Genomic DNA, 22,822 nt, shown 5'->3' with positions numbered 1-22,822 from the left:
GAGCCGTTCCAGTAAGATGTGGTGTTCTTCAAGTATGGACGGAGTTTGCACATGTCGAAACAAAGCGCGTCGAATCAATCTGCGAACGCCCTCATCGCCCCATCGATCCTGTCAGCCGATTTTGCCCGCCTGGGCGAGGAAATCCGGCACGTCATCGAGGCTGGTGCAGACGTCGTCCATTTCGACGTGATGGATAATCACTATGTCCCCAATCTCACCATCGGGCCGATGGTGTGCGAAGCCGTTGCACGCTCGCTAAAAAAGGATGGCCTGGATGCGGCCATTGATGTGCATTTGATGGTCAAGCCAGTCGATCCACTTATCGAGCTGTTTGCGAAAGCTGGTGCCACCTGGATCACCTTCCATCCGGAAGCTTCGGATCATGTCGACCGCTCCATCGCGCTCATCAAGCAGCATGGCTGCAAGGCTGGGCTGGTGCTAAATCCCGCAACGCCGCTCAGCGTACTGGATTACACGCTGGAGCAGCTCGATGTGGTGCTGCTGATGTCGGTCAACCCGGGATTCGGCGGGCAGTCTTTCATTCCGTCGACACTGCGCAAGCTCAAGGAAGTTCGTCAGCGTATCGATGCGAGCGGTCGTGATATTCGCCTCGAAATCGACGGTGGCGTGAAAATCGACAATATCCGCGAGATTGCCCAGGCTGGGGCCGATATGTTCGTTGCCGGTTCAGCCATTTTCAACAGTGAAGATTACGCCAGCACCATCAGCCGCATGCGCGATGAAATCGCCCTGGCCAGGAGCATATGAGCATACCGACCATCGACCAGGCCCGACTGGATCAATTCGGACGCGAAGACTACAACCGGGTCCCGATCGTGCGTGAAGTCATGGCCGATCTGGACACGCCGCTGTCCACGTATCTGAAACTGGGCAAGCAACCACTGTCCTATTTGCTCGAATCGGTGCAGGGTGGCGAAAAATGGGGCCGCTATTCCATCATCGGCCTGCCCTGCCGTCACTTCTTGCGCATATCCGGTCACGACGTGGAGATTGGCTGCGACGGACAAGTCACAGATTCGTTCACCTGTGAAGATCCGCTGGCTGTCGTCGCGGAGTACCAGTCGCGTTTCCGCTGCCCGGAGCTTGATGACATGCCGCGTTTCCATGGCGGCCTGGTGGGTTATTTTGGCTACGATACCGTTCGCTACGTCGAGAAGCGCCTGCAGCACACCCAGCCGACTGATGACGCCATTGGCACGCCAGACATCTATCTCATGGTATCGGACGAACTGGTTGTGTTCGACAACCTGAGTGGCAAGCTGCTGTTGATGCATCACTGCGACCCGGCCGACCCTGAAGCGCTGGCCAAGGCTGAAGACAGGCTGGACGAGCTCGAGCGCCGGCTTCGTGAACCGCTGCCGGATCATTCGCTACATGTGGGTCAGGCGACTCAGGCCGTGGAAGATGATTTCAGAAGCGCTTCTACACGAGAAGGCTACGAGGCTGGTGTGGAGAAGATTCGCGAGTACATCAAGGCTGGCGACATCATGCAGGCCGTGCTGTCGCAGCGGATGTCGGTCGAATTCAAGGCCGAGCCGATCAATCTGTATCGTGCCCTGCGCTGCCTGAATCCATCACCCTACATGTATTATCTGGATTTTGGCGACTTCCATATCGTTGGTTCTTCCCCCGAAATTCTCACCCGTCTCGAAGAGGGTATCGTTACTGTGCGTCCGATCGCCGGTACTCGACCGCGTGGCGCCAATGAAGCAGAAGACCAGGCCCTCGAGAAGGAACTGCTGGCAGATCCCAAGGAACTGGCAGAACATCTCATGCTCATCGATCTCGGCCGCAACGATGTCGGCCGGGTGGCGGATATCAGCAGCGTGAAACTGACCGAGAAGATGGTCATCGAGCGCTACTCGCATGTCATGCATATCGTCTCCAATGTGATCGGCAAGCTCAAGCAGGGCATGTCTGCCCTCGACGTGCTCGCTGCCACCTTGCCCGCTGGCACACTCAGTGGGGCACCCAAGGTGCGCGCCATGGAGATCATCGATGAGCTGGAGCCGGTCAAGCGCGGTATCTATGGTGGCGCGATCGGCTATCTCTCCTGGCAGGGCAATATGGACACGGCCATCGCCATTCGCACGGCCGTTATCAAGAATGACATGCTCTACGTTCAGGCCGGTGCAGGCATCGTGGCCGACTCCGTGCCGGCGACTGAATGGGAAGAAACGCTCAACAAGGGTCGTGCGGTCATCCGCGCGGTCGCACTCGCCCAGCGGGGACTGTAATCGAATGCTGCTGATGATCGACAACTACGATTCGTTTACCTACAACATCGTGCAGTATCTTGGCGAACTCGGTGCCGACGTGCGCGTGGTGAGAAATGATGAGCTGACAGTAGACGACATTGCGAAGATGGCGCCTGAAAAGATCGTCATCTCTCCCGGCCCCTGCACGCCAAATGAAGCTGGCATTTCAATGGACGTCATTCGCCGTTTCGCCGGGGAGATCCCATTACTGGGGGTCTGCCTTGGCCATCAGGCGATTGGCCAGGTCTATGGCGCGCAGGTGGTACGTGGCGGGCGAATCATGCATGGCAAGACGTCCCCCATCTATCATACCGGTGTGGGCGTATTTGCCGGACTCCCTTCACCGTATACGGCGACCCGTTACCACTCGCTGGTACTGCAGAAGGATAGCCTGCCGGACTGTCTGGAGCTGACCGCCTGGACAGAGTATGAGAACGGTGAAATAGAAGAGATCATGGGCGTGCGTCATAAAACGCTCAATATCGAAGGGGTGCAGTTCCATCCCGAATCGATACTCACCGAGCATGGTCACGCCCTGCTCGACAATTTCCTGAAAAGCCCTGCGCGCTAACACGGTATCTGACACCTCATATGGAAATACAAGCAGCACTCAAGAAGCTCATCGATCGACAGGACCTGTCGACTGAAGACATGACCGACGTCATGCAACAGATCATGACCGGTCAGGCTACGCCAGCCCAGATCGGTGGGTTTCTGATTGCGCTGCGCATGAAGGGCGAGACGATTGACGAGATCACCGGCGCGGCGCGGGTGATGCGCTCGCTGGCAACGCCCGTATCGGTCAAGGGTGATCTGACCAACCTGGTCGATACCTGCGGCACCGGCGGTGATGGCAGCGGACTCTTCAACGTGAGTACGGCAGCAGCCTTCGTGGCCGCCGCAGCGGGTGCCAAGGTCGCCAAGCATGGCAACCGCAGCGTATCGAGCAAGACTGGCAGCGCGGACCTGCTCGAAACGGCAGGGGTCAACCTGTCCATTCCGCCGGAGGCCACTGCCCGCGCTATCGAAGATATCGGCGTCGGCTTTCTGTTTGCGCCCTCACATCACAGCGCCATGAAGCACGCCATTGGTCCTCGCAAGGAGATGGGCGTCCGCACCATCTTCAACGTCCTGGGCCCCATCACCAATCCCGCTGGCGTGAAAAAACAGGTGATCGGCGTGTTCGATCAAAGCCTGTGTCGACCCATCTGCGAAGCCCTTCAGCGTCTGGGCAGTGAGCATGTTTTGGTCGTGCATTCCGATGATGGCCTTGATGAATTCAGTCTCTCCGCGCCCACACTGGTCGTCGAACTGTTCAAGGGCAAAATCACCGAATATCGGGTTTCGCCAGAAGACGTGGGTCTCGAATCCCAGTCCATGGACAGCCTGAAGGTCAACGACTCCGAGGAGAGCCTCACGCTGATCAAACAGGCGCTGGATAACCATGCCCTCGACCGCACACAGGGTCGAACCCAGCGGCGCAAAGGCTTCGATGACAACGGCCGGATTTCAGACGCCGACGCTGATGCCCATTTTGCGCAGATCGATGCGGCAGGCCAGCTGATTGCCTTCAATGCAGGCGCAGCCATCTATGCTGCGGATCTCGCGCAGTCGCTCGCCGAGGGTGTCGTGCTGGCACAGGATGCCATTGGCTCCGGGCTCGCGCTGGCAAAATTACATGAGCTGGCGAGCTTTACCCATCTGCTGATGGAGGATCAGTCGTGAGCCACGTCGATCCTACTTCCAGCAGCGAAACGCCGACCATCCTCAAGTCCATCGTCAATCGCAAGCGTGAAGAAGTCGAGGAGCGCAGTCTGCGAAATCCACAGTCCAGCCTCATCGAGGCACTGGCCACAGTGGCCCCACCCCGAGGCTTCGTCAGGGCCATCCAGCGCAAGCTGGACCGCGGCGAGCCTGCCGTGATCGCTGAAATCAAGAAAGCCTCACCCAGCAAAGGTGTCATCCGGGAGGATTTCGATCCAGCCCGTATTGCCTCGCAGTATGAGAAGGGCGGCGCTGCCTGTCTGTCTGTGCTGACGGATATTGACTATTTCCAGGGCAGCGACAGCTATTTACAGGAAGCCCGTGCTGCCTGTTCGCTGCCAGTACTTCGAAAAGACTTCATCATCGATGCCTATCAGGTTTATGAAGCAAGGCTTATCGGTGCTGACTGCATCCTGCTCATCGCCGCCTGCCTCGAAGTGGAGCAGATGCATACGCTGCACGACCTCGCTCGAAGCCTGCAGCTGGATGTGTTGGTCGAAGTCCATAACGAGTCCGAACTGAGTGCCGCCCTTACACTGGGCACACCCTTGCTCGGCATCAACAACCGCGACCTGCACACCTTCGATGTCTCGCTCGATACCACCACGAAACTTTTGCACAAGATACCAGCTGGCAAGATCGTGGTGACAGAAAGCGGCATCACCAGCCGTGAGGATGTCGACCATATGCAGCGTAACGGCGTGTTCAGCTTTCTGGTCGGTGAATCCTTCATGCGCGCAGACGATCCGGGTGCGGCCCTGCAAGCCCTGTTCAGTTAGTTCCGCTTCGCGACATCCTCGATGAGCTCATACAGCGCCAGCTCGAGTCGATCAAGGGCTGCCTTGAAGGCGTCCGGATCGATACCACTGCGGGCGCTTTCAGTCACCTGCGGCAGCGCTGAGGTCGGCTCCAGCGAGTTCACCGGCGCTCGATTTGCCGTCAGCGCCGCGGCCAGTTCCTCCATCTGAAGCACGAGCCGTCTTCGCTGCACCTCATCTTCGCCGCGGGTGGCGAATGGCGCACCAGACTCGGCGCTCGCTCTATCGGTGTCACTTGCCGCAGTCGACTCCTCAAGATCAGCGGCAGCCAGGTGCCGAAGATAGTCGTAAAGTTCCACGTAGTGCACAACGGCCATCAGCTGGCCGGTGCGTCGGGTGATGGCGTGTCTGACCTGAGGCATGAAGCCCAGACGACCAGGCGCGATCGCCAGTCTGAACAGGTTGAGCTTCTCATGCATCGAGCGCTGCTCACCAGCAGCGGAGTGCTCCAGCAGACGGCACAGGCTCACCAGCAAGGCCGCGACTGAGCGGCGAACATGGGTTCTGGCCTGAAGCGGTGAGACGATGTAGGCGACCAGAACGCCCACGCCGGCACCGATGATGACCTCGATGAAGCGCAGCTCCAGTATCGAAGGCACTTCGCCCCCACTCATGCTCTGCAACAACCCCAAGGTAGCCGTGACACCGGCTGCGAAGAAGGCGTAGTTGACTGGCGTGGCGTAAATGCCGATAAACAGAAAACAGAAGATAGCCGTCAGCTCGACCGCCATATTGCCCTGTACCAGGCTGGTCACGAGCAGACCGATACCAACGCCGATGATGCTGCCTACCACATTGCTCCAGCCGCGGGTCAGAATCTGTCCAGCAGACTCGTTGCCTACATACATGAACAGCGCTGCCAGAAAAGCCCAGAGCCAGCGATCGGTGGACAGCATGCTGCCGAACAGCACTGCCAGAGAAACGGCCAGCGTCACCTGCAGCGCCTTTGGCAGTACCCGTGGCAAACGATCTCGCCAGGTGCTGTCGTCACTCACCGGCTGACTGCGGGTGCTGATTCGGGCAAGTCCGGAGCTACTCTTGTGGGACAGCACGCCAATTCTCAACATTCTCAGCCGCAGTCGCTTCATCAGCGGATGCGCTTCAGCTGGCAGAGGCGCGCCCTCATCCGCTCGGGCTGATCGCTCGGCCGCATTTTCGGTTCGGGAAATCTCCGGAGGGAACAGCAGGAGATCCTGGCGCAAGCGCTCGAGATCCTCGGGTCTGAACTCCTTGATCCTCAGGCCTACACCTTCAATGCCAAGCCGGAAGCGCAGCAGGGTTTCATAAAGCCGATCAGGAATGTCGGAACGGCGCAGCAGCGCACTCTCGATGGGAAAGACCCGGTTGTGCATGCGATTGAAGGCATAGGTTCGACGCCTGGCATTGCTGCGGGCCATCAGGGCATCGATGAAGTCGTACATGGCCATGCCGTAGATTCTGAGTAGACGCTTACGCTCCAGCGAGCGGTCGTCGCGCCAGATTACGAAGCGGATCAGCATGGTGACTCCGCAGCCGAAGCCTACCGCGAGCAGATAGGTGAGCGTATGCCCCATTGGTGGCTGAAAATACAGGCTGAAGCCGTACATCCAGGTACCCGCAAGCCCTACAGTTGTGGCGCGGGTACCCACGGCAGCCATAGCGAAAGACACCAGCACCAGCGCACAGAGGAGCGGTGCTGCGGCAATACCATAAGGTGCGAGCCACACCCCAGGTGCGACGGCCGCGATAATGCTGAGCGAGGACAGAAAAGTCGTGCGGATACGGTCGGCTCTGAGTTCATCCCGGATAAAGAGACTGAGATAAGCCGCCGCACTGGTGGCCAGCAACATGCTCTGAACGGGCAGTTCGAGCAGATCGGTGAGATAGAGGAGCGCAACGATGACCGCTGAGAGCGTGGCCATGATGCGCCCAGTGGCCTGCAGACGAAGCAGCCCGGGATCCTGCTGGATGAATGCCGCCCTTAGACGGTACAGCCGCTTACGAAAGGACACCCTGCGCTGCTTGCTATCGGAAGCCATGTCTCCAACCTGAAGGATACTGCTGTCACCAGCCCCTCAGGATATCAGAGATTGCCGCCACGACCAGCGTCTTGCTGGCCAGCCGAGCGCTTTAGCTGAGTTTTATCGGCTTGAGCGGCGCCACATCGGGATTCGACAGATAATGTGGCCGTGGTGGCTGTCCGCCAAATGGCTCGACCGGTCGGTTTTCGACACTGTTGTACACGAACATCAGAATGGACCTCGGGTCAGCTGAAATATTGTCTGGTGAACCATGCAGCAGATTGCATTCATGGAAAACCAAGGTCCCCGGCCCGCCATAGAGCCCCTTGATATCGGAGTTGGCCAGCACCTCTTTCATCGTTTCAGGCTTTGGCACCCCCAGCACCTGTTTCTTCAATGAGGTCTCATAATTCTTCTCGATGGTCTTGCCACTGCAGGCCACATACTTCTTGTGCGAGCCGGGCACGACGAACAGGGGTCCATTGTACTCAGTGTTCTCGCTGAGCATCAGCCATACCGTAACGGCCCGCATGCGCGGCATCCCGTCTTCCACATGCCAGGTTTCGAAATCGGAATGCCACGGAAATGATTTTCCCTTGAAAGCCGGCTTGACGTTGATTCGCGATTGCATCATATACACTTCGGAACCAAGCAATTGCCTGACCTTATCGAGAATGCGGGGGTCACGAGAGAGCTGGTCGACGACATCACTGTGGGCAAAAGGCTTGAAGATCGTCCTGATCTCTCCACTATCTGGCTCTGTGACGAGCGTTTCGTCACCAGCGAGGTCTTCTTTCATGCGGTCCATTTCTGCGATGAGATCTGGCACCACTTCCGGCATGAAGTCAGGTATCGTCAGGTACCCGTTGTCTTCATAAAATTCGATTTGATTCTGTTTCAGCCCAAATTCGGGGGCGCTTGTGCTGTCCCCATAAACCACGGGATCCATGCGATTCAGTATTTTTTCACACTCCCCTGTTCTGGACGGATAGATATCCCTCACAGGTTCCATAACGATTTTCCTCCTATAAGAATGTCTGTTCTTAAAAGAACACTGCCGCGCAGCGCGCTATGCCAAAAGGCCGAGCAGAGTTCGATGGCCGTAGGTACGGAACTTAACTCGTTTGGTTCATTCTGGCGTTAAACTGTTTGAAAAAACGGCGGGGACCTTCCTGAACTGGAGGGCCTGTTTACCTGTCATGAGCAGAAATTGCAAGGGGAGGTCCGGCGGACTCAGCGGCATCAACGCCCTCCTCAGCAGATGATCTTCCGAAAAATTACGCCGGCGCAGCGCTGCTTGATAGACTCTGCCGAGCCCGATGCGGTGTCACTCTGAGGTGGACCGATAAATTCTGTCCAGAATGTCAGCCTTGTATCTGCGGCTCACGTCATACTCAGGGCCATCAAATATTCGCTTGTGACACCACAACTGCAGGAATAGTGTTTCGCCGCGCCAACTGAACGGATAGCTGCTGTCACCGAGATCCTGATGATCACGAGCCAACACCCCTTCGCCGGTCTGCTTCTGAATGACTGTGGCGATATAACAGCCGAATATTTCAGCCCAGTCGACCAGATTATCAGTATCTTTCGGATCGCCCAGCAAGGTGTAGTCATGGGCACCACCAAGAATGGCCTCAACATCAGCAACCGATCGATGTGAAAAATCCAGCGAGCGTCCAAACTTTTCCCTGGCAAGCTCGATAGCCATCTCAGTCTCCTCTTTCTGATAGTCCCCAAGGTCTCCGGCATACATCGACGCCTGGCGGGCATGCCGGTCATCGACCTCGTCCACATCATTGGTTCGGGTCTTGATGAGCGACCTGTCCTGCTCTCCCTCCGCCTCGTCTTCCAGACGCTTGTTTGCCCGCGCGCTCGATTGCCGAATAGCGTAAAACCCGAGTATGGCCAGCGCTATGAGTATGATCAGGGTAAAGAGTGGCATCATGATTCTCCAGGTGAGCAAATGAAGGCGCTATAGTCCCCACTATAAATGCGCTCTAATCCAGCCGTGTCACGGTTATACAGGTATACCCAGGCCTCGACGACCACATGGTCGGCCAGTATGACCCGACGCCGACGCCGGATATATTCATGAGGCTGCGGAAAATGTTCGCTGCATTCCTCATAGTAGTCGAGGGCGGGTAGAATGCTGTGCAGGCCACCGATCTGATATAACTCTCCAATAACGCGATCAGCTACGCTGTCGGAATCTATCATCCCGGGGTAACCGTCGACTTCAAACAGCTTGCCCTGAATCCGGCCGCTCGCATGACGCTCGCAGTGTTGGGATAGCAGCTCGAAAGCCTGGGGCGATCCTGCCTTGAGCAGAGTCCCGTATACGAACAGATAATCTTCTTCCGGCACGGCTTCTTCTCCAGATACGATCAGAGTGGGGACATCTCGGGGCTGCCCCGTTAGCAGCGTATTTCTTACACGACAGCTTGTAGTATTCGGCTCACTCGCAGTGCTACGAATGCAACACACTCACCTGCAGGCCGCAGCAGACCGCCCCTTCTTCGAGTTGGCGCATGGCTTGCTTATTTCTTTGCGCTACACCAGGTCGAATGACCATAAGGAGATAGGACCATGTCAGATAAAGCAGTCATAAAAGCACTAAAGGAACTCGTCGCGCTCGATTATGACGCCATCGAAGCCTATGATGCAGCCATTGATCGCCTCGACGACAAGCAGGCCGCCAAGAAGCTTGAAAGCTTCAAGCAGGATCACGTGCGTCATACCGCGAATATCGGTGATCTCGTCAGGAAGCGTGGTGAAACGCCACCAGATGGCCCAGACTTCAAGCGTATTCTTACCAAGGGAAAGGTCGTGCTGGCCGATCTCATTGGCGACAAGACCATCCTGATGGCCATGAGCGCCAATGAAAAGGTCACTAACGTAGCTTATGACAAGGCTCGTGGTCTGGACGACCTCCAGCCTCATGAGCTGAGTGTGCTCAATGCCAACTATGCTGATGAGCAGCGTCACAAGGCGTGGATAGACCAACATCTGAAGGAAAAGGCCACTGCCTGATGCATGTTTGATTTTGTAGTCAGCCTGGTCGAGAGGACCGGCTATTTCGGTATTGCCCTGTTGATGTTCGCCGAGAACGTCTTTCCGCCAATTCCCTCCGAGCTGATCATGCCGCTCGGAGGGTTTGTTGCGGCCAAAGGCGAACTCAATATCGTCGGCGTTGTCGTAGCGGGTAGTATTGGCTCATTGCTCGGTGCGATATTCTGGTATTACATCGGACGTCTCGTTGGCGCGGACAGGCTCAAGCGATGGGCATCTCGCCACGGCAGGTGGCTTGGGCTCTCCCCCCATGAAGTCGACGCAGCACGGGACTGGTTTCAGCGTCACGGCTGGGCTGCGGTTTTTTTTGGCAGAATGCTACCAGGTATTCGTACGCTCATTTCCGTTCCGGCCGGCATGGCCAGAATGAGCTTGCTGCCCTTCCTTCTCTATTCAGCTGCTGGCACCATAATTTTCACCGTGCTCTTGACCGGCGCAGGCTACTTGCTTAAAAGTAATTTCGAACTGATCGGGGAATACATGAACCCGATTTCGAATGTGGTAGTTATTGGCCTCGTCCTCGGTTATATCTATCGGGTTGTCACGTTCGACCGACGCAATGCCGCGAAGGCGGACTGAGCGCTCATCAAGACCACATCACTCATCTGATCATGCTTCAAGGATCCCCCATGGAATGGTACAAGAAGGCGCTTCAGAATTACGTGGTGTTTACTGGCCGCGCACATAGAACCGAATACTGGATGTTCATACTCATCCATATCCTGATACTGCTCGGCATCGGACTCGTAGAACGGACTCTTGGGCTCGGCAATTTTCTGAGTGGCCTTTACAGCCTCGTCCTATTCATCCCGCTCATTTCTGCGGCCGTGCGCAGGCTTCACGATACTGGTCGAACTGGCTGGTGGTATCTGCTGATGCTGATTCCCGTCATCGGCACAATCATAATCATTATCATGCTCGCGCTCGATAGTGAACCTGGAGCGAACGAGTATGGCCCCAATCCCAAAGGCCTCAATCCACCTGACTGAATTGTCCCCTTCATGACCGGCGCAGTGCGGGGCGTCGTAATAGTGGTGGTTGTTGCCATTCTGGTGGCCGGACTCTCGCTTGGCTCGCGCCTGCTACTGGGGTTCTACCCCTGGAACATCGGCTCGGTTGTCAGCCTTGCGAGCGCTTTTGGCGCCAAACTCGGTTGCTCCGGGCATTTCGTTACCGGTCTCGACAAGCAGCAGATCGTGGATGATCTTGCCACTTACTCGCCCGTTAACCGATTGCTGACACTGGAGATTGATACCCGTCTTCCCGCAGTGTCTGCAGAACTGCTGGGCATGGGCAGGACCTCCGCGAGCTATCGGCCCGGGCTAGGTTGCACACTCAATATCGGCGACACCTCGCACCTCGATCAGCTGGAGGTACCGGCCTCTCCGGCCGTCACTACGGATCAGACAGCGTGGCCTGCCGGTCCAGTCGTGAGTACCATTCAGATGCCCCGTCAAGTGCAGCTCGATGTGCTTCTTGAACAGGACAACATCGAAGGCTTTGATACACGCGCGCTGCTGCTGGTCGAAAGCGGTGTCGTGACCGCGGAATCCTATGCCCAGGGCTACAACGAAGAGACGAAACTGCTCGGCTGGTCGATGGCCAAGAGTCTCTCGGCGGTGATGCTGGGTCGCGCTGAAGCCCTTGGCATCATTAGCCAGGATGATGCCGTGCTGTTTGCTGATTGGGCCGAGGACGACAGACGTCTCATCACGGTCGAGCACATGCTTCAGATGACGTCGGGCCTCGAATTAGCTGAAATCTACGCCCCGGGGAGCACCACCACGCGTATGCTCTTTGGCTCGCACAGCGCGGCTTCAGTTCACATGGAAACACCTCTCGTCCGGCCACCGGGAGAGCAGTCCGTCTATTCGTCAGCGACCACCAATATGCTGGTGCACTGGCTTCAGAGACAGTTGGGGGGCTCACCACAAGACAGCCTGAATTTTCTGTATCGCGAGATTCTTCAGCCGATGGCCATGGCCCATACCGTATTCGAGATGGACCCCAGCGGCGTCTTCGTCGGCAGCTCGTTTGCGTATGCGTCAGCACGGGACTGGGCAAGGCTGGGGCAGCTCATGCTCGATGATGGCGTCATCAACGAGGGACAGGCCGAGGAAGCCCGTCTGCTGCCTGACGGCTGGGTCACAGCTGCTACCACGCCCAATCGTAGCCGCAACGAATCCCGCTATGGCTATCACTTCTGGCTTAACCGCGGTCACGATGCTGCTTCCGAGTTGCGCCGTCCCCTCCTGCCCGCAGACGCTTACTACATGACCGGAAATCGGCAGCAATTCGTGCTGATGGTACCGTCGCAAAACCTGGTGCTTGTAAGACTAGGCTGGAGCAAGGAAGATTATCCATTAGGGGAGCGCTACCGGGCGCTCGTGCCCTCCGATACTGAGGCGCTTTAAGCTGCAGAGAAGGCTGCTTTCAAGCGTTGTCTTGTAAACGGCACAGTTCGCAGGCGAAGACCAGTGGCGTCGAATACCGCATTGGCGATGGCGGCTGGAACAGCAACAATCGTTGGTTCACCTGCACCCAGTGGAGGCAGCTCGGGACGATCCAGCAGCACGATGTCCACTTCCGGAATGTCAGCAAAGGTCAGTATCGGATAAGCGCCCCATTCCAGACTGGTCACACCAATCTGGTCGAAAATCACCTCTTCCTTGAGAGTCCGGCTGATGCCCTGCAACACGTTGCCTTCAATCTGATTGCGCAGCCCATCCGGGTTGATGATCAGACCACAGTCATGCGCTACAGTGATCTTGCCCACGTGAATTCCAGTGTCGACACTGACCCCTACCTCGGCCACTATCGCCACGTAGGCGCTACCGTTCTTGTACTGTGCGTAGGCCATGCCTCTGCCGGATAGCATCTCGTCAGTGTGCTCCAGATGCCGCTGTGGAGACTTCCGCGCCTGCCAACCAGCCTTTTCGGTAGCAGCCTTGATCACCGCAATCGCGCGCTCGTCCTGCAGATAATTCAGACGCATCGCCACTGGATCTGCGCCTGCGGCATGTGCGAGCTCGTCGACGAATGATTCATTGGCGAAGCTGTTCTGAATGCCACCCAGTGCGCGAAGCGCCGAAGGCCGAAGGGGTGATCTTTCAACTGGAATCCAGTGCGTAGTCACCTGGTAATTCGGGTATCGGTAGGTGACACCGGCATTCCGGTCACCGCCAATGGCGGGCCCATCGGGTACCAGATCACTCGCCAGGTTGCCTGCGAGCAGGTTTTTGGCGCCCATCCTGGCAATAGGTCGTGTCAGATGCGGAGGCGTCCAGTTATCGAAAGTCCAGCTGGTAATGTCTCCCTCGCTAGACAGCCCGCCCTTCAGTACCATGACCATGGCGGGGCCTTTCGGGTTCCAGCCATGCTCGTCTGCTCGCGACCATTGCACGCGCACGGGCTTGCCAACGATCTGGGAAATCAGCGCAGCATCGGCAGACACGTCATCGGCGCCATTGTGACCATAGCAACCAGAGCCTTCGACGTAGATCACGCGGACGGCGTCTTCAGGCATACTGAGCAGGTCTGCCAGACAGCTGCGCAGGGGATAAACGCCTTGCGTACTCGACCACACCTCGGCCGAATCTGCGGTAACATTGGCTACACTGCAGGATGGCCCTATGGAATCGTGCATCTGATAAGGCCACTGGTACACCGCTTCGATGGTCTCATCGGCCTCGCCGAGCGCCGTGTTCGCATCGCCGCTTGAAGCTATTGTCTTTTCCTCCGACTGCATCGCCCTCATTTCAGTATAGAGCTGCTCCATACGTGGCAGCCTGGGCTGACTGTGCCATTCGACCTTGAGGGCATCCGCGGCACTGATCGCCTGCCATTCCTTTTCGGCAACGACAGCGAGAAAATTGCCTCGCTGCACGATCTTTACGCCCGCCGGAATTGAACTACGGTCGACACTTTTGAGTTCTGCAGTCACTCGCGTGGCACCGGTGTCCGGTGGTCGTATCACGCGGGCATGCAGCATGCCCGCCACCGTGAGATCATGAACATAAGTAAAGCGTCCGAACACCTTGGACGGTATGTCCACTCGAGGAATCGACTGCCCCACCAGCCGGTAGCGATCTGCGTCAAGAAAAGCCAGTTCCTGGTCAATGCTGGCCTCCAGGAGGCCATTGCCGATCAGGCTAGCGTAGCTCACGGCCTGGGCCTCGTCGCCCGCGACATGGATATTCCCGTCACTACCGGTCAACTGATCAACCTGAACCTGCAGCTGCTCTGCTGCCCGCTCGAACAGCAGCCGTCGTGCAGTGGCTGCTGCACGCCGCATTGGCACGCTACCCTGGTTGATCGTGTTGCTGCCTGCAGTGTAACCCTGATCTGGCGTCAGCTGGGTGTCGCCCTGGATGAAGCGCGTGGCCGCCATGGGCATGAGCAGTTCTTCAGCGACAATCTGCCGCAGCGCGGTTTCAACACCCGTGCCTAACTCGACCTTGCCACTGTAAATGACCAATTCACCCCGACCGGTGATAAGCAGCCAGGCATCGACATCGCTACTTGAGGCTTTGGCTGGCCGAACGCCATTCGCGGATTCGGTATCGGCTGCTACCAGACGCGGCATTAAAGCAGGCAGGAGCGAAAAGCCTATCGCCATCGCACCGGTGCCCTTGAGGAAGTGCCGACGCGAGAGCGCCTCCGGGAGTGCTGAATTCACGAGACCGGTACCCGACTCAGGACGCATGCTGCACCCCCTCGTCCTTCATCCCCGCGTCATCCGGCTTCGCTGTCTCGCCTCGCATCACCCCCGCCGCTCGCTGCACAGCCCGCACGATGCGAAGGTGCGTACCGCAGCCACAGAGATTGGCCGAGAGCGCGTTGCGTATGTCTGCATCGCTTGGTGAAGCCTTGCGTTCCAGAAGTGCCTTCGCCGTCATGATCATCCCACTGATACAATAAGCGCATTGCGCTGCCTGTTCATCTATGAAGGCCTGTTGCAGTGGGTGTGGATTTTCAGCTGAGCCCAGGCCTTCGATCGTGACGATACTTCGCTCACCGATCGCGCCGGTCGCCGTCACGCAGGTCCGCACCGGCCGACCGTCGACGAGTGCCGTGCAGGCGCCGCATTCACCCAGACCGCAGCCGAACTTTGCGCCACGGAGTTCAAGCTCATTTCGAAGCACATACAGCAAGGGGGTGGTGGCATCGATCTGCACCTCCCGCGCTTCACCGTTCACCTGCAGGGTCATCCGGGTGGTCATGCTGCTAGTGCTCCTGTCGTTGCTTGCGGATATCCTCGGCACTAAAGTCGGCTTCATAGCCTCCGAAACGCCTGCCGACGTAGGTCACGACTGCTGCTATCTGTTCGTCGTTCATCAGAGCGTGATAGGCAGGCATGAATTTGTAGCCATCGCTGCCGTGCCTCTCCAGGCCCTGCAGCATGACATTGATGAGATTGAGACCATCCTCGGCACGCACCGCGCTGTGATGAGGAAATAGCGGATAAGCGCCCCCAGGTCCGCCGCCGTCGGGGTAATGACAGCTGACGCAGGCTGTCTCGAATAGCTGCTCGCCTGAGGCCATGGTGGCCGCCAACGCCGAGTCTTCAGCTGGCTCGTCCAGGTTGAAACTGACATCTGACAGCGCAGGAACGATACCTGCTTGCGGGGGGATCGTTTCCAGATAGGTCGCCATCGCATCGATATCTTCAGGGCTCAGATGCCGCAGACTATTAGTGACCACATCGGCCATGGGACCGCCTGAGGCAATCTTGTCTGGTATGTGACCTGTCGAAAGATAGAAGCGGAGCTCCTCACCTGACCAGTTGCCTATGCCTGTCTCGTGCGGTGTGATGTTGTAGGCCCGCCAGCCTTGCAGCACAGCGCCAGCAAATTTTTCATCATCATCCAGCCCTTGTGTGAGCGTACGTGGGGTATGGCATTGCCCACAGTGTCCGAGGGCTTCGGTAAGATAGGCGCCTCTGTTCCACTGCTCGGACTGATCTTCGTCAGCGGCGAAGCGACCTTCATCGAAATTCATGAGCTTCCAGAACCAGAGCAGACTCCGGTTACTGAAGGGAAACTTCATGTCATTGGACGGCACTTCATGAGCTACAACGGGCTGGGCCATCAGATAGTCTCTGATAGCAATAACATCTTCTCGAGAGAGCTGGGTATACGCTGTGTACGGAAATGCAGGATAGAGATGCTGGCCGTTTCGACCGATGCCCTCGTGCATCGCACGAACGAACTCGTCTTCAGTCCAAGCGCCTATGCCCTCGACTTCGTCCGCCGTGATGTTGGTAGAGTATAGTGTGCCGAAGGGTGTATCGAATGCCACACTGCCCGCATAGGGTTGGCCGAGTATTGTGGTATGACAGCCTTTGCAGTTTGCCGCCTGGGTGAGATAGCGGCCGCGATCGAGCGCGCTGTCAGTTTGCCCGGCAGGCCTTGCAGCGCCTGCCGGTATTGATAGCCCTGCAGACAAGAGGCAAAGCGTCACCAGGATTCTCTGTCTGAACTGACCAGAATTGTCCATCGAGCTGAGGCCCTTCCAAGCCCTGTGCTGCGCAGTGCGGAAAATCCATTTCCGGATGACTGTGCGTGAATGGCATGTACACTCTACGAAGTCCCGGTTGAAACCGATGGGGTAGCGCCTGATTTCACACCCCGTAGTTTCAGGACAGTGACGATCAGCGCCGGCAGGAAGGTCAGGGTGACAGTCGCTGCGCCCAGCAAACCAAACAGTACGATCGCACCAACCCCGCGATACAGCTCCGTACCCTCCCCTGGGATAAAGACCAGCGGAGCAAGACCGCAAATCGTCGTCAAGGTGGTCATGGCTATCGGTCGCAGCCGTGTCTCCACTGCCCGTCCCACGGCGTCGACGATGCTGACGCCAGCCTGTCGCAGATTTTCTCTCGTCTGCTCCACCACCAGAATCGGATTGTTCACCACCGTGCCCATCAGAATCAGGAAGCCCAGCATCGTGATCATGTCGAAGGGCTGACTCAGCGGCTGCAGTCCTATCATTGGCAGCAGGCCGCCTACCAGGTTCATCAGGGCCAGGCCCACGATGCCGCCGGCTATCCCCAGCGGGATCGCCGTCATGATCAACAGGGGATAACCCCAGTGGGAGAATATCGCCACCAGCACCAGGTAGACGATCGCGACAGCGATAATGAAATTACTGGTCAGCGCGGCCTTGGTGGCATTGAGTTGATCGCTGGCGCCTGAGATATCGATACTGACTGAGCCGGGCAATTCACCGTTTTCCCGCATCAGTGTCAACAACTCGTTGCGAACCTTTTCGACGCCGGTTTCCAGTGCGACATCGTCTGGTGGAATGACGTTCAGCGTCACTGTTCGCCGGCCGTCTACTCGACGGACTGTGCTGGTATCGACGGTCTCTTCAATCGTCGCAAGACTGCTCAGCGGCAGTGTTGCACCCTGAGGCGTATGCACCATTACGTTCGGCAAACCAGCCAGCGTCGGATTCCGGCCTTCACTACCGTAGAGGTAAATGTCGATCTTCTCGTCATCGAGGAAGAAGTCGTCGACGAAGGCGCCCTCGGTGAGCGAGGCAACGGTAAAGCCGATCGACTCGGTGTCCAGACCCAACTCGGCAATCCGGTCCCAGTCGGGCCGGATCTGCACCAGGGGTTGGGCCAGCGTGAGTGTCGATGGCTGGGTCTGAATACGGGGATTATCGAAGACCTCGTTGGCTCGCGCATAAGCCGCATTGGCTGCCGCGTACACCGACACCAGGTCCGGGCCTGATATATCCAGATTGATGCTGCGTGTACCACCGTCGTTGCTCGAGATGATGGAGCCTTTCGCTGCGAAGGCTCGCATGCCCGGAAACTGCTCGTAGAAGTTCGTCAAGGCATCCATCAGGGCTTCGATCTGTGTAGGGTCGATCGTTTCGGAGATCACGCGAATGGAGGTCGGGCTCACCTGAAGGTTCAGGTAGGCCATTGGCGGCACGGCGGTCTCACCCGCGGCATAGGCACTGCCATCGGCATTCACATGAGGCAGGAAATGATCCTCTACCTGCTGGCCGATCACTGCCATTTCCGTGAGGTTATAGCCAGGTGGCGCATTCATCGACGCGAAGGTTTTTGGCTCTTCACCTTCTGGTAGATACTCAGCCGGCGGCGTCAGCATGACGATGATCAGCACGCTGGCCAGCACGGTGCCCAACAGAGCCACGGCTCTGCGAACTGGGCCCGCAATAATCCAGCTGACGCCCCTTGAAAATTTACCTTCCCAGCCTTTCGCTTCGGGCTCACGGCCATCCTCGGTAGGCTCCGAGCTTACGCCGAAACTGAGCCGCGCCGACAGGGTCGGAATCAGCGTGACAGCGACCAGCATCGACGCAATGATGGCAAAGGTAATAGCTATCGCCACGTCGGAATAGAGCTGCCCGGCTTCTTCTTCGATGAACAGGATGGGCAGGAAGACGAGTATCGTCGTCATGGTCGAAGCCAGCACTGCCGGCCAGACTTCCTTGACCCCCTGCAGCGCGGATTCGAAGCGATTCTTGCCGAGACGTCGGTAACGCTCGATGTTTTCGAGCACGACGATACTGTTATCTACCGTCATACCTATCGCGAAAGCGATACCAGCCATGGAGATGACATTGATGGTGCGGCCGGTGATCAGCAGACCGAGGAAAGCCGCCAGTGCACACAGCGGAATACCGATAACGCCTACTAAAGTGGCTTTATAGGAGCGCAGGAAGAGATACATCACCAGGGTAGCGAGAAACATCCCCAACGCGAGGTTGGTCCAGACGTTGGCCACCGAAGCTTCCACATAGCGCGCATCATCAGCGGTCAACTCCAGTATCAGCCCCTCGGGCTCGAGAATTTCGCTATTGATTCGCTCGACTTCCTCGAGCATCGCATGCTTGATATCGATGACGTTGGAGCCACTCTCCCGCCGCACCTGCAGGCCAAGCGTTTTTCGGCCATTGATGACTGACAGTTCCCGGATGCGCGAGTGATCCTGCTGCACAGTAGCGACTTCGCCGAGCCGGATCACATTATCCCCCTGTCGGGACACCACAAGGTTTCTGAGTGCTTCTATATCGTCGAAGCGACCGACGGTCCTGAGCAGGTAGCGCCGCTTTCCGGCATCAATCTCGCCACCCGAGATATCCTGATTCCTGGCGTTGATCGCGTCCCGGACATCCAGCAGGCTGAGCCCCCGCTGCGCCAGGCGCTGCTCATCGACGGTAATCTGCATTTGCCGGTCCGCACCGCCACCGACGCCGACTTCGGAAACGCCGGCCACACTTTCCATTCGTGGCCGCACCCGGTCTTCAACGAAGTCACGCATGAGATCGATATCGAGATCTCGCGGATTCCCTGGCAGGGTCGAGACCCGAAAATACATGAAAGCATTGGAGGAGAACGAGGCCGCCACAATCCTCGGTTCGTCTACATTCAAGGGGTAATTCGACACCTGACTCAGCGCGTTGTTGACCTGAATCAGCGTCTCAGTGGTATCGATGCCAAAGGGAACTTCGAGCTCTATTTCGGACGACCCACTGGAAGCCGTCGAGGTCATGCGACTGAGATTGGGAACATTGCGCAGGTAGCGCTCCTGCTCGATCAGAATTTCCTTTTCGATGTCCTGAGGCGTCGCGCCGGGCCACTGGGTCTCCACCGTCACCGTGCGCACTTCGAGATCCGGAATCATCTGTACCGGAATTTGCCAGGCTGCGACAGCCGCCAGAATCGCAAATATGAGCGTGACCACGGCGACCAGGGTGCCGTGGCGAATCACACCGGCAAACATTATTCGGCTGCCCACCTGGAGAGACGGACCTTCATATCGTTATTGAGCGATTCGTTGCCACGTGAGACGATCTGTTCTTCGCCAGTCAGTCCATCCCGGATCACCACCCTCTCAGCAAAGCTGGCGCCAAGCTCGACCCGCTGTTCACGCACCACGAATACGTCTTCCCCCTCCGCTTCGGCAATCCATACTGTGGTGCGGCCTTCGGGATAGCGATTGATGGCATCTCGAGGTACCGTCAGACCTGCCTTGCCTGAATCCACCCTGAGCATGGCAGTCGCCGACATACCCGGCAGCAGCTGAAGCTGCTCTGGCACTTTGGTCCTCAGCAGAAAAGTGCGTGCCTGGGGGTCGGTCACTGGCACTACTGCGTCGATAGACGCGGCCATCGCTTCGGCGCCACCGGACGAACTTGAGGGTTCGACCATCACGCTGCTGCCTTCGCCGATGAGCGCGAAATAATCCTGCGGAACCTGGAAATCGAGACGTAGATCGCTGCTGTCCACAAGATCCATCAAGGGGTCACCTGGCGTGACCCACTCGCCGAGATCGCTGTGACGCGCAGTCACTACACCACTGAACGGTGCCTTGACGCTATGTCGGCTCAGCAGCGCCAACTGCCTGGCTTCTTCAGCCTGAAGGCGCAACAACATGGCTTTTGACGTTTCGACTGCACTCTCACGAGCACTGATTTCAGTTGCTGCGATGTTACGACCTGCGCCCACCGAGCGAGCCTCACTGAGTCGTCGCTCGGCGTCGGCTAGCAGAGCGCGTGCCTCCTGGGTTTCCGCCCGGGCGCTGGACAGCATATGGCGCTCGAGTTCGTCGTCCAGATGTATGAGTTCGTCACCGGATTCTACCCGATCACCGGGCTCTGCATGCACCGCCTCTACCAGACCAGGCACCGAAGGTGACAAGCGAGCATTTCGCATGGCATTCACCGTGCCGTTCAGACGCACTTCTTCCACGATAGAGGATTGTTCGACGGGGCTGAGCTGAACACCTGGCAGCTCAGCCGCCGAGAGGGGAAGCGTGACCATGAGGAAGAGCATCAATACCGGGGTGTTCGAGAGGACAATACGAGGCCGCAAAGGTTTTCCTCTGGCTGGTGAACTGGAAGGAGCGTGTGTACTGCTAAAAGTTACGGCAGGTCGCCCCCGCCGGACCTTGATGTATTCATATCTATTGCAGGAAAAGACGTCTGAGCTGCGGAGGGTCTAGTCAGGCTGAGGTTCCGCTGACGCAATCTGTCGGTTGCGGGGCAGAACAGCGAGAAAATTATCCCGCGCCACCGCCTTGGCAACAGCTGTCGGCAGAGCATCGAGAAAGGGCTCGAAGCCAGTCAGAAACTTGCCCATGCTGTCGAAACTGCCTACCACGTCAGAGCCAATCATGAAGCGATCTGGAAAGGCTTCGACAAGCGCCAGCCAGTCCTTGTCCGGTGTGCCATCAGCATTCAGCAGATACGGGTCGAGCATGCTCCACGACAGATCTATATAGAGATTGGGGTAGTCTTTCAACAGCTCTTCGAGACGGGGATGCAGAAAGTTCAGCCGCTCCTGCACACGATGCAGGCTTTTGCTGGTGCCTGCATGAGCCCAGATGAACCTGACCTCAGGATGCTTCTTCAAGGCAGTTTCGACCTCGTCGACATAGAGGGGATTACGCTCTCGCTGCGAGGTGATATTGGCGTGAACCATTACCGGCAAATCATAATCCGCAGCCAGTCGATAAACCCGCTCCATGGCCTTGTTATCAGGCCTTGGGGTCTCACCCTCGGTCATGGCAGTGATGTCGTCGTGACGGGTGAAGACCTCCCCGATGCCCTGCCAGAGTCCAGGATACCTGTCCAGTAGCCGTCGGATATGTTCATCGGCGTTCTTGTCGGTGGGATTGAAACCGCAGAGGAAGGGATGAAAGCGTTTCTGCTGCTCCGGCGAAAGCTTCATCACTGCATTGGCGACAATGTCGTCAGTGGCGCTGTACCAATAGGTGCTGCCATAATCACCAGCGTAATAGCGTGGGCGTTTCGGTTCATTCTCATCCCACTTCTTCGTGAGGGGAATGCCTGAAATCATGACGTGATCGACCTTGGCCTTATCCATGGACTCGAGCAGTTTGTTCATGCCATCCGAATTCTGGAAGAAATCGACATAATGCATATGAGAATCGCTGAAGCGATAGTCACGTGCATGGGCGTTGGAAGATATCAGAACAGCTGAAAACAGCAGGAAAAAGACGATCCGGTACAGCAAGATTATGAACTCCGTTATACAAAGAGTGCCCGTCCTGGGTCACACACAGCTACTTCTACGTCAGCATCATACCGACCGTATCAGCGGCGATAATAACAGAAGATCCCTGGGTAGTTCGCTCATGATCAGCCCAGCCAGGCAAAGTGCCAGGTGGACGGCTGCATGATCAGCGTGGTCACCGCATCAACGAAGGGCGCTGGGGAAGGCAGGGCTTCCCATAGAAGATAGCTGCCACCGCCAAATAGCAGACTGGCCCACCAGGCCTGCAGGCTAAATGGCTTGATAGCTGAACCAAAGGAACGCTTTACACGGGCGCCGACCACATCAATGGCGTAGCATTCGTCAAGCACCAGGTGCGTCATGAAACCCAGTAGCACGAAGCCACCCAGAGCCCAGGCCAATGCCTCGTCCTGGTGGAGATATCGCAGACTGACGTAGCTGACGCACAGCGCAGTAAACACAGCAGCGACGCAGGAGTGGTAGGCACCCCGGTGTCGTGTGAGACGCAGGAAGAGCTGCATGATGCCAAAACGGACACCGACGAAGATACCCAGCATCAGCACCCAGATCGTGACCAGTGACTGGCCAGGCGCAAACTGCAGAACGACAAGCGCAGCCACGAAGGCCAGGAGGGTAAAGATCCACGACAGCGCCACAGAAGAGTCGGCATCGATATCCGGCAGCACACCACCGATGGTGCCAGCCACCCACAGTACAATAGCCTCGTTCAGAGAATAAACGGTGGAATATGCCATCGCAGAAGCGGCGAAGCCGCTCACGACTGCGCCGCCTACCAGATGTGCATTGAAGTTTGCCATTGTCCCTGGCGTCGCCCTTAATCCATTGGAATCAGTCCCTTATACCCTGCCA

General features: G+C 57.3%; 20 protein-coding genes. 9 read left to right on the top strand and 11 right to left on the bottom strand.

The annotated features are described in order from the left end of the window. Nucleotides 1–51 precede the first annotated feature (51 nt). Genes rpe through trpC form a run of 5 tightly spaced genes read left to right on the top strand, consistent with a single transcriptional unit; the run spans nucleotide 52 to nucleotide 4,822 of the window. Nucleotides 52–768 carry a ribulose-phosphate 3-epimerase gene (gene rpe / locus ABD735_RS12515; protein ID WP_344806896.1) on the top strand — a complete coding sequence of 239 codons (717 nt, stop codon included), beginning with the start codon at nucleotides 52–54 and terminating at the stop codon, nucleotides 766–768. Continuing rightward, on the top strand, nucleotides 765–2,258 hold the full coding sequence (gene trpE / locus ABD735_RS12510) for an anthranilate synthase component I (protein ID WP_344806894.1): 1,494 nt from the start codon (nucleotides 765–767) through the stop codon (nucleotides 2,256–2,258). The genes rpe and trpE overlap by 4 nt, the downstream gene beginning before the upstream one ends. Nucleotides 2,259–2,262: 4 nt before the next feature. Continuing rightward, entirely contained in the window at nucleotides 2,263–2,850 is a 588-nt protein-coding gene (locus ABD735_RS12505; protein ID WP_344806892.1) for an anthranilate synthase component II, read from the top strand. 20 nt (nucleotides 2,851–2,870) lie between these two features. Continuing rightward, entirely contained in the window at nucleotides 2,871–4,004 is a 1,134-nt protein-coding gene (trpD, locus tag ABD735_RS12500) for an anthranilate phosphoribosyltransferase (RefSeq protein WP_344806890.1), read from the top strand. Next, complete coding sequence (trpC, locus tag ABD735_RS12495; RefSeq protein ID WP_344806888.1) at nucleotides 4,001–4,822, top strand: indole-3-glycerol phosphate synthase TrpC; 822 nt, start codon at nucleotides 4,001–4,003, stop codon at nucleotides 4,820–4,822. The genes trpD and trpC overlap by 4 nt, the downstream gene beginning before the upstream one ends. On the opposite strand, the gene ABD735_RS12490 is transcribed toward trpC, so the two are convergent. The 4 genes from ABD735_RS12490 to ABD735_RS12475 form a co-directional block, all read right to left on the bottom strand. Continuing rightward, the gene (locus ABD735_RS12490; protein ID WP_344806887.1) at nucleotides 4,819–6,879 is read right to left on the bottom strand and encodes an FUSC family protein; all 2,061 of its coding nucleotides are present in this window, start codon (nucleotides 6,877–6,879) and stop codon (nucleotides 4,819–4,821) included. The two genes, trpC and ABD735_RS12490, sit on opposite strands and share 4 nt — an antisense overlap. Before the next feature lie 91 nt (nucleotides 6,880–6,970). Continuing rightward, nucleotides 6,971–7,873, bottom strand: a complete 903-nt coding sequence (locus ABD735_RS12485; RefSeq protein WP_344806885.1) for a phytanoyl-CoA dioxygenase family protein — start codon at nucleotides 7,871–7,873, stop codon at nucleotides 6,971–6,973. Between the two features lie 315 nt (nucleotides 7,874–8,188). Next, complete coding sequence (locus ABD735_RS12480; protein WP_344806883.1) at nucleotides 8,189–8,809, bottom strand: hypothetical protein; 621 nt, start codon at nucleotides 8,807–8,809, stop codon at nucleotides 8,189–8,191. Then, the gene (locus ABD735_RS12475) at nucleotides 8,806–9,228 is read right to left on the bottom strand and encodes a gamma-glutamylcyclotransferase family protein (protein ID WP_344806881.1); all 423 of its coding nucleotides are present in this window, start codon (nucleotides 9,226–9,228) and stop codon (nucleotides 8,806–8,808) included. Before ABD735_RS12475 ends, ABD735_RS12480 begins: the two co-directional genes overlap by 4 nt. Nucleotides 9,229–9,450: 222 nt before the next feature. Here ABD735_RS12475 and ABD735_RS12470 point away from each other — a divergent pair, with 222 nt between their 5' ends. From ABD735_RS12470 to ABD735_RS12455, 4 genes are read left to right on the top strand one after another with little or no spacing between them, the layout of a single operon-like run. Next, on the top strand, nucleotides 9,451–9,894 hold the full coding sequence (locus ABD735_RS12470) for a DUF2383 domain-containing protein (protein ID WP_344806879.1): 444 nt from the start codon (nucleotides 9,451–9,453) through the stop codon (nucleotides 9,892–9,894). Nucleotides 9,895–9,897: 3 nt separating this feature from the next. Beyond that, nucleotides 9,898–10,512, top strand: a complete 615-nt coding sequence (locus ABD735_RS12465) for a DedA family protein (RefSeq protein ID WP_344806877.1) — start codon at nucleotides 9,898–9,900, stop codon at nucleotides 10,510–10,512. Nucleotides 10,513–10,562: 50 nt separating this feature from the next. Beyond that, nucleotides 10,563–10,922: a DUF805 domain-containing protein gene (locus tag ABD735_RS12460; protein ID WP_344806875.1), complete on the top strand. Its 360-nt coding sequence runs from the start codon at nucleotides 10,563–10,565 to the stop codon at nucleotides 10,920–10,922. A gap of 12 nt (nucleotides 10,923–10,934) precedes the next feature. Beyond that, on the top strand, nucleotides 10,935–12,347 hold the full coding sequence (locus ABD735_RS12455) for a serine hydrolase domain-containing protein (RefSeq protein WP_344806873.1): 1,413 nt from the start codon (nucleotides 10,935–10,937) through the stop codon (nucleotides 12,345–12,347). Here the strand turns inward: ABD735_RS12455 and ABD735_RS12450 are convergent. From ABD735_RS12450 to ABD735_RS12420, 7 genes are all read right to left on the bottom strand, one after another. Next, nucleotides 12,344–14,638: a xanthine dehydrogenase family protein molybdopterin-binding subunit gene (locus ABD735_RS12450; RefSeq protein WP_344806871.1), complete on the bottom strand. Its 2,295-nt coding sequence runs from the start codon at nucleotides 14,636–14,638 to the stop codon at nucleotides 12,344–12,346. The two genes, ABD735_RS12455 and ABD735_RS12450, sit on opposite strands and share 4 nt — an antisense overlap. Then, nucleotides 14,628–15,155: a (2Fe-2S)-binding protein gene (locus tag ABD735_RS12445; RefSeq protein ID WP_344806869.1), complete on the bottom strand. Its 528-nt coding sequence runs from the start codon at nucleotides 15,153–15,155 to the stop codon at nucleotides 14,628–14,630. Before ABD735_RS12445 ends, ABD735_RS12450 begins: the two co-directional genes overlap by 11 nt. A 4-nt stretch (nucleotides 15,156–15,159) precedes the next feature. Then, nucleotides 15,160–16,431: a c-type cytochrome gene (locus tag ABD735_RS12440; protein ID WP_344806867.1), complete on the bottom strand. Its 1,272-nt coding sequence runs from the start codon at nucleotides 16,429–16,431 to the stop codon at nucleotides 15,160–15,162. Nucleotides 16,432–16,514: 83 nt separating this feature from the next. Next, entirely contained in the window at nucleotides 16,515–19,697 is a 3,183-nt protein-coding gene (locus ABD735_RS12435; protein WP_344806865.1) for an efflux RND transporter permease subunit, read from the bottom strand. Then, nucleotides 19,697–20,788, bottom strand: coding sequence for an efflux RND transporter periplasmic adaptor subunit (locus ABD735_RS12430; RefSeq protein ID WP_344806863.1), 1,092 nt, complete (start codon nucleotides 20,786–20,788; stop codon nucleotides 19,697–19,699). Before ABD735_RS12430 ends, ABD735_RS12435 begins: the two co-directional genes overlap by 1 nt. 126 nt (nucleotides 20,789–20,914) lie before the next feature. Beyond that, nucleotides 20,915–21,952, bottom strand: coding sequence for an amidohydrolase family protein (locus tag ABD735_RS12425; protein WP_344806861.1), 1,038 nt, complete (start codon nucleotides 21,950–21,952; stop codon nucleotides 20,915–20,917). 125 nt (nucleotides 21,953–22,077) lie between these two features. Next, on the bottom strand, nucleotides 22,078–22,770 hold the full coding sequence (locus ABD735_RS12420; protein WP_344806859.1) for a metal-dependent hydrolase: 693 nt from the start codon (nucleotides 22,768–22,770) through the stop codon (nucleotides 22,078–22,080). Between the last annotated feature and the right edge of the window lie 52 nt (nucleotides 22,771–22,822).

The organism is Allohahella marinimesophila, from assembly GCF_039538005.1.
In the GTDB taxonomy this organism is placed as follows: Bacteria; Pseudomonadota; Gammaproteobacteria; order Pseudomonadales; family Oleiphilaceae; genus Allohahella; species Allohahella marinimesophila.
Note: the sequence above shows the minus strand (reverse complement) of the source record. Positions and strands in the feature narration are given on the sequence as shown.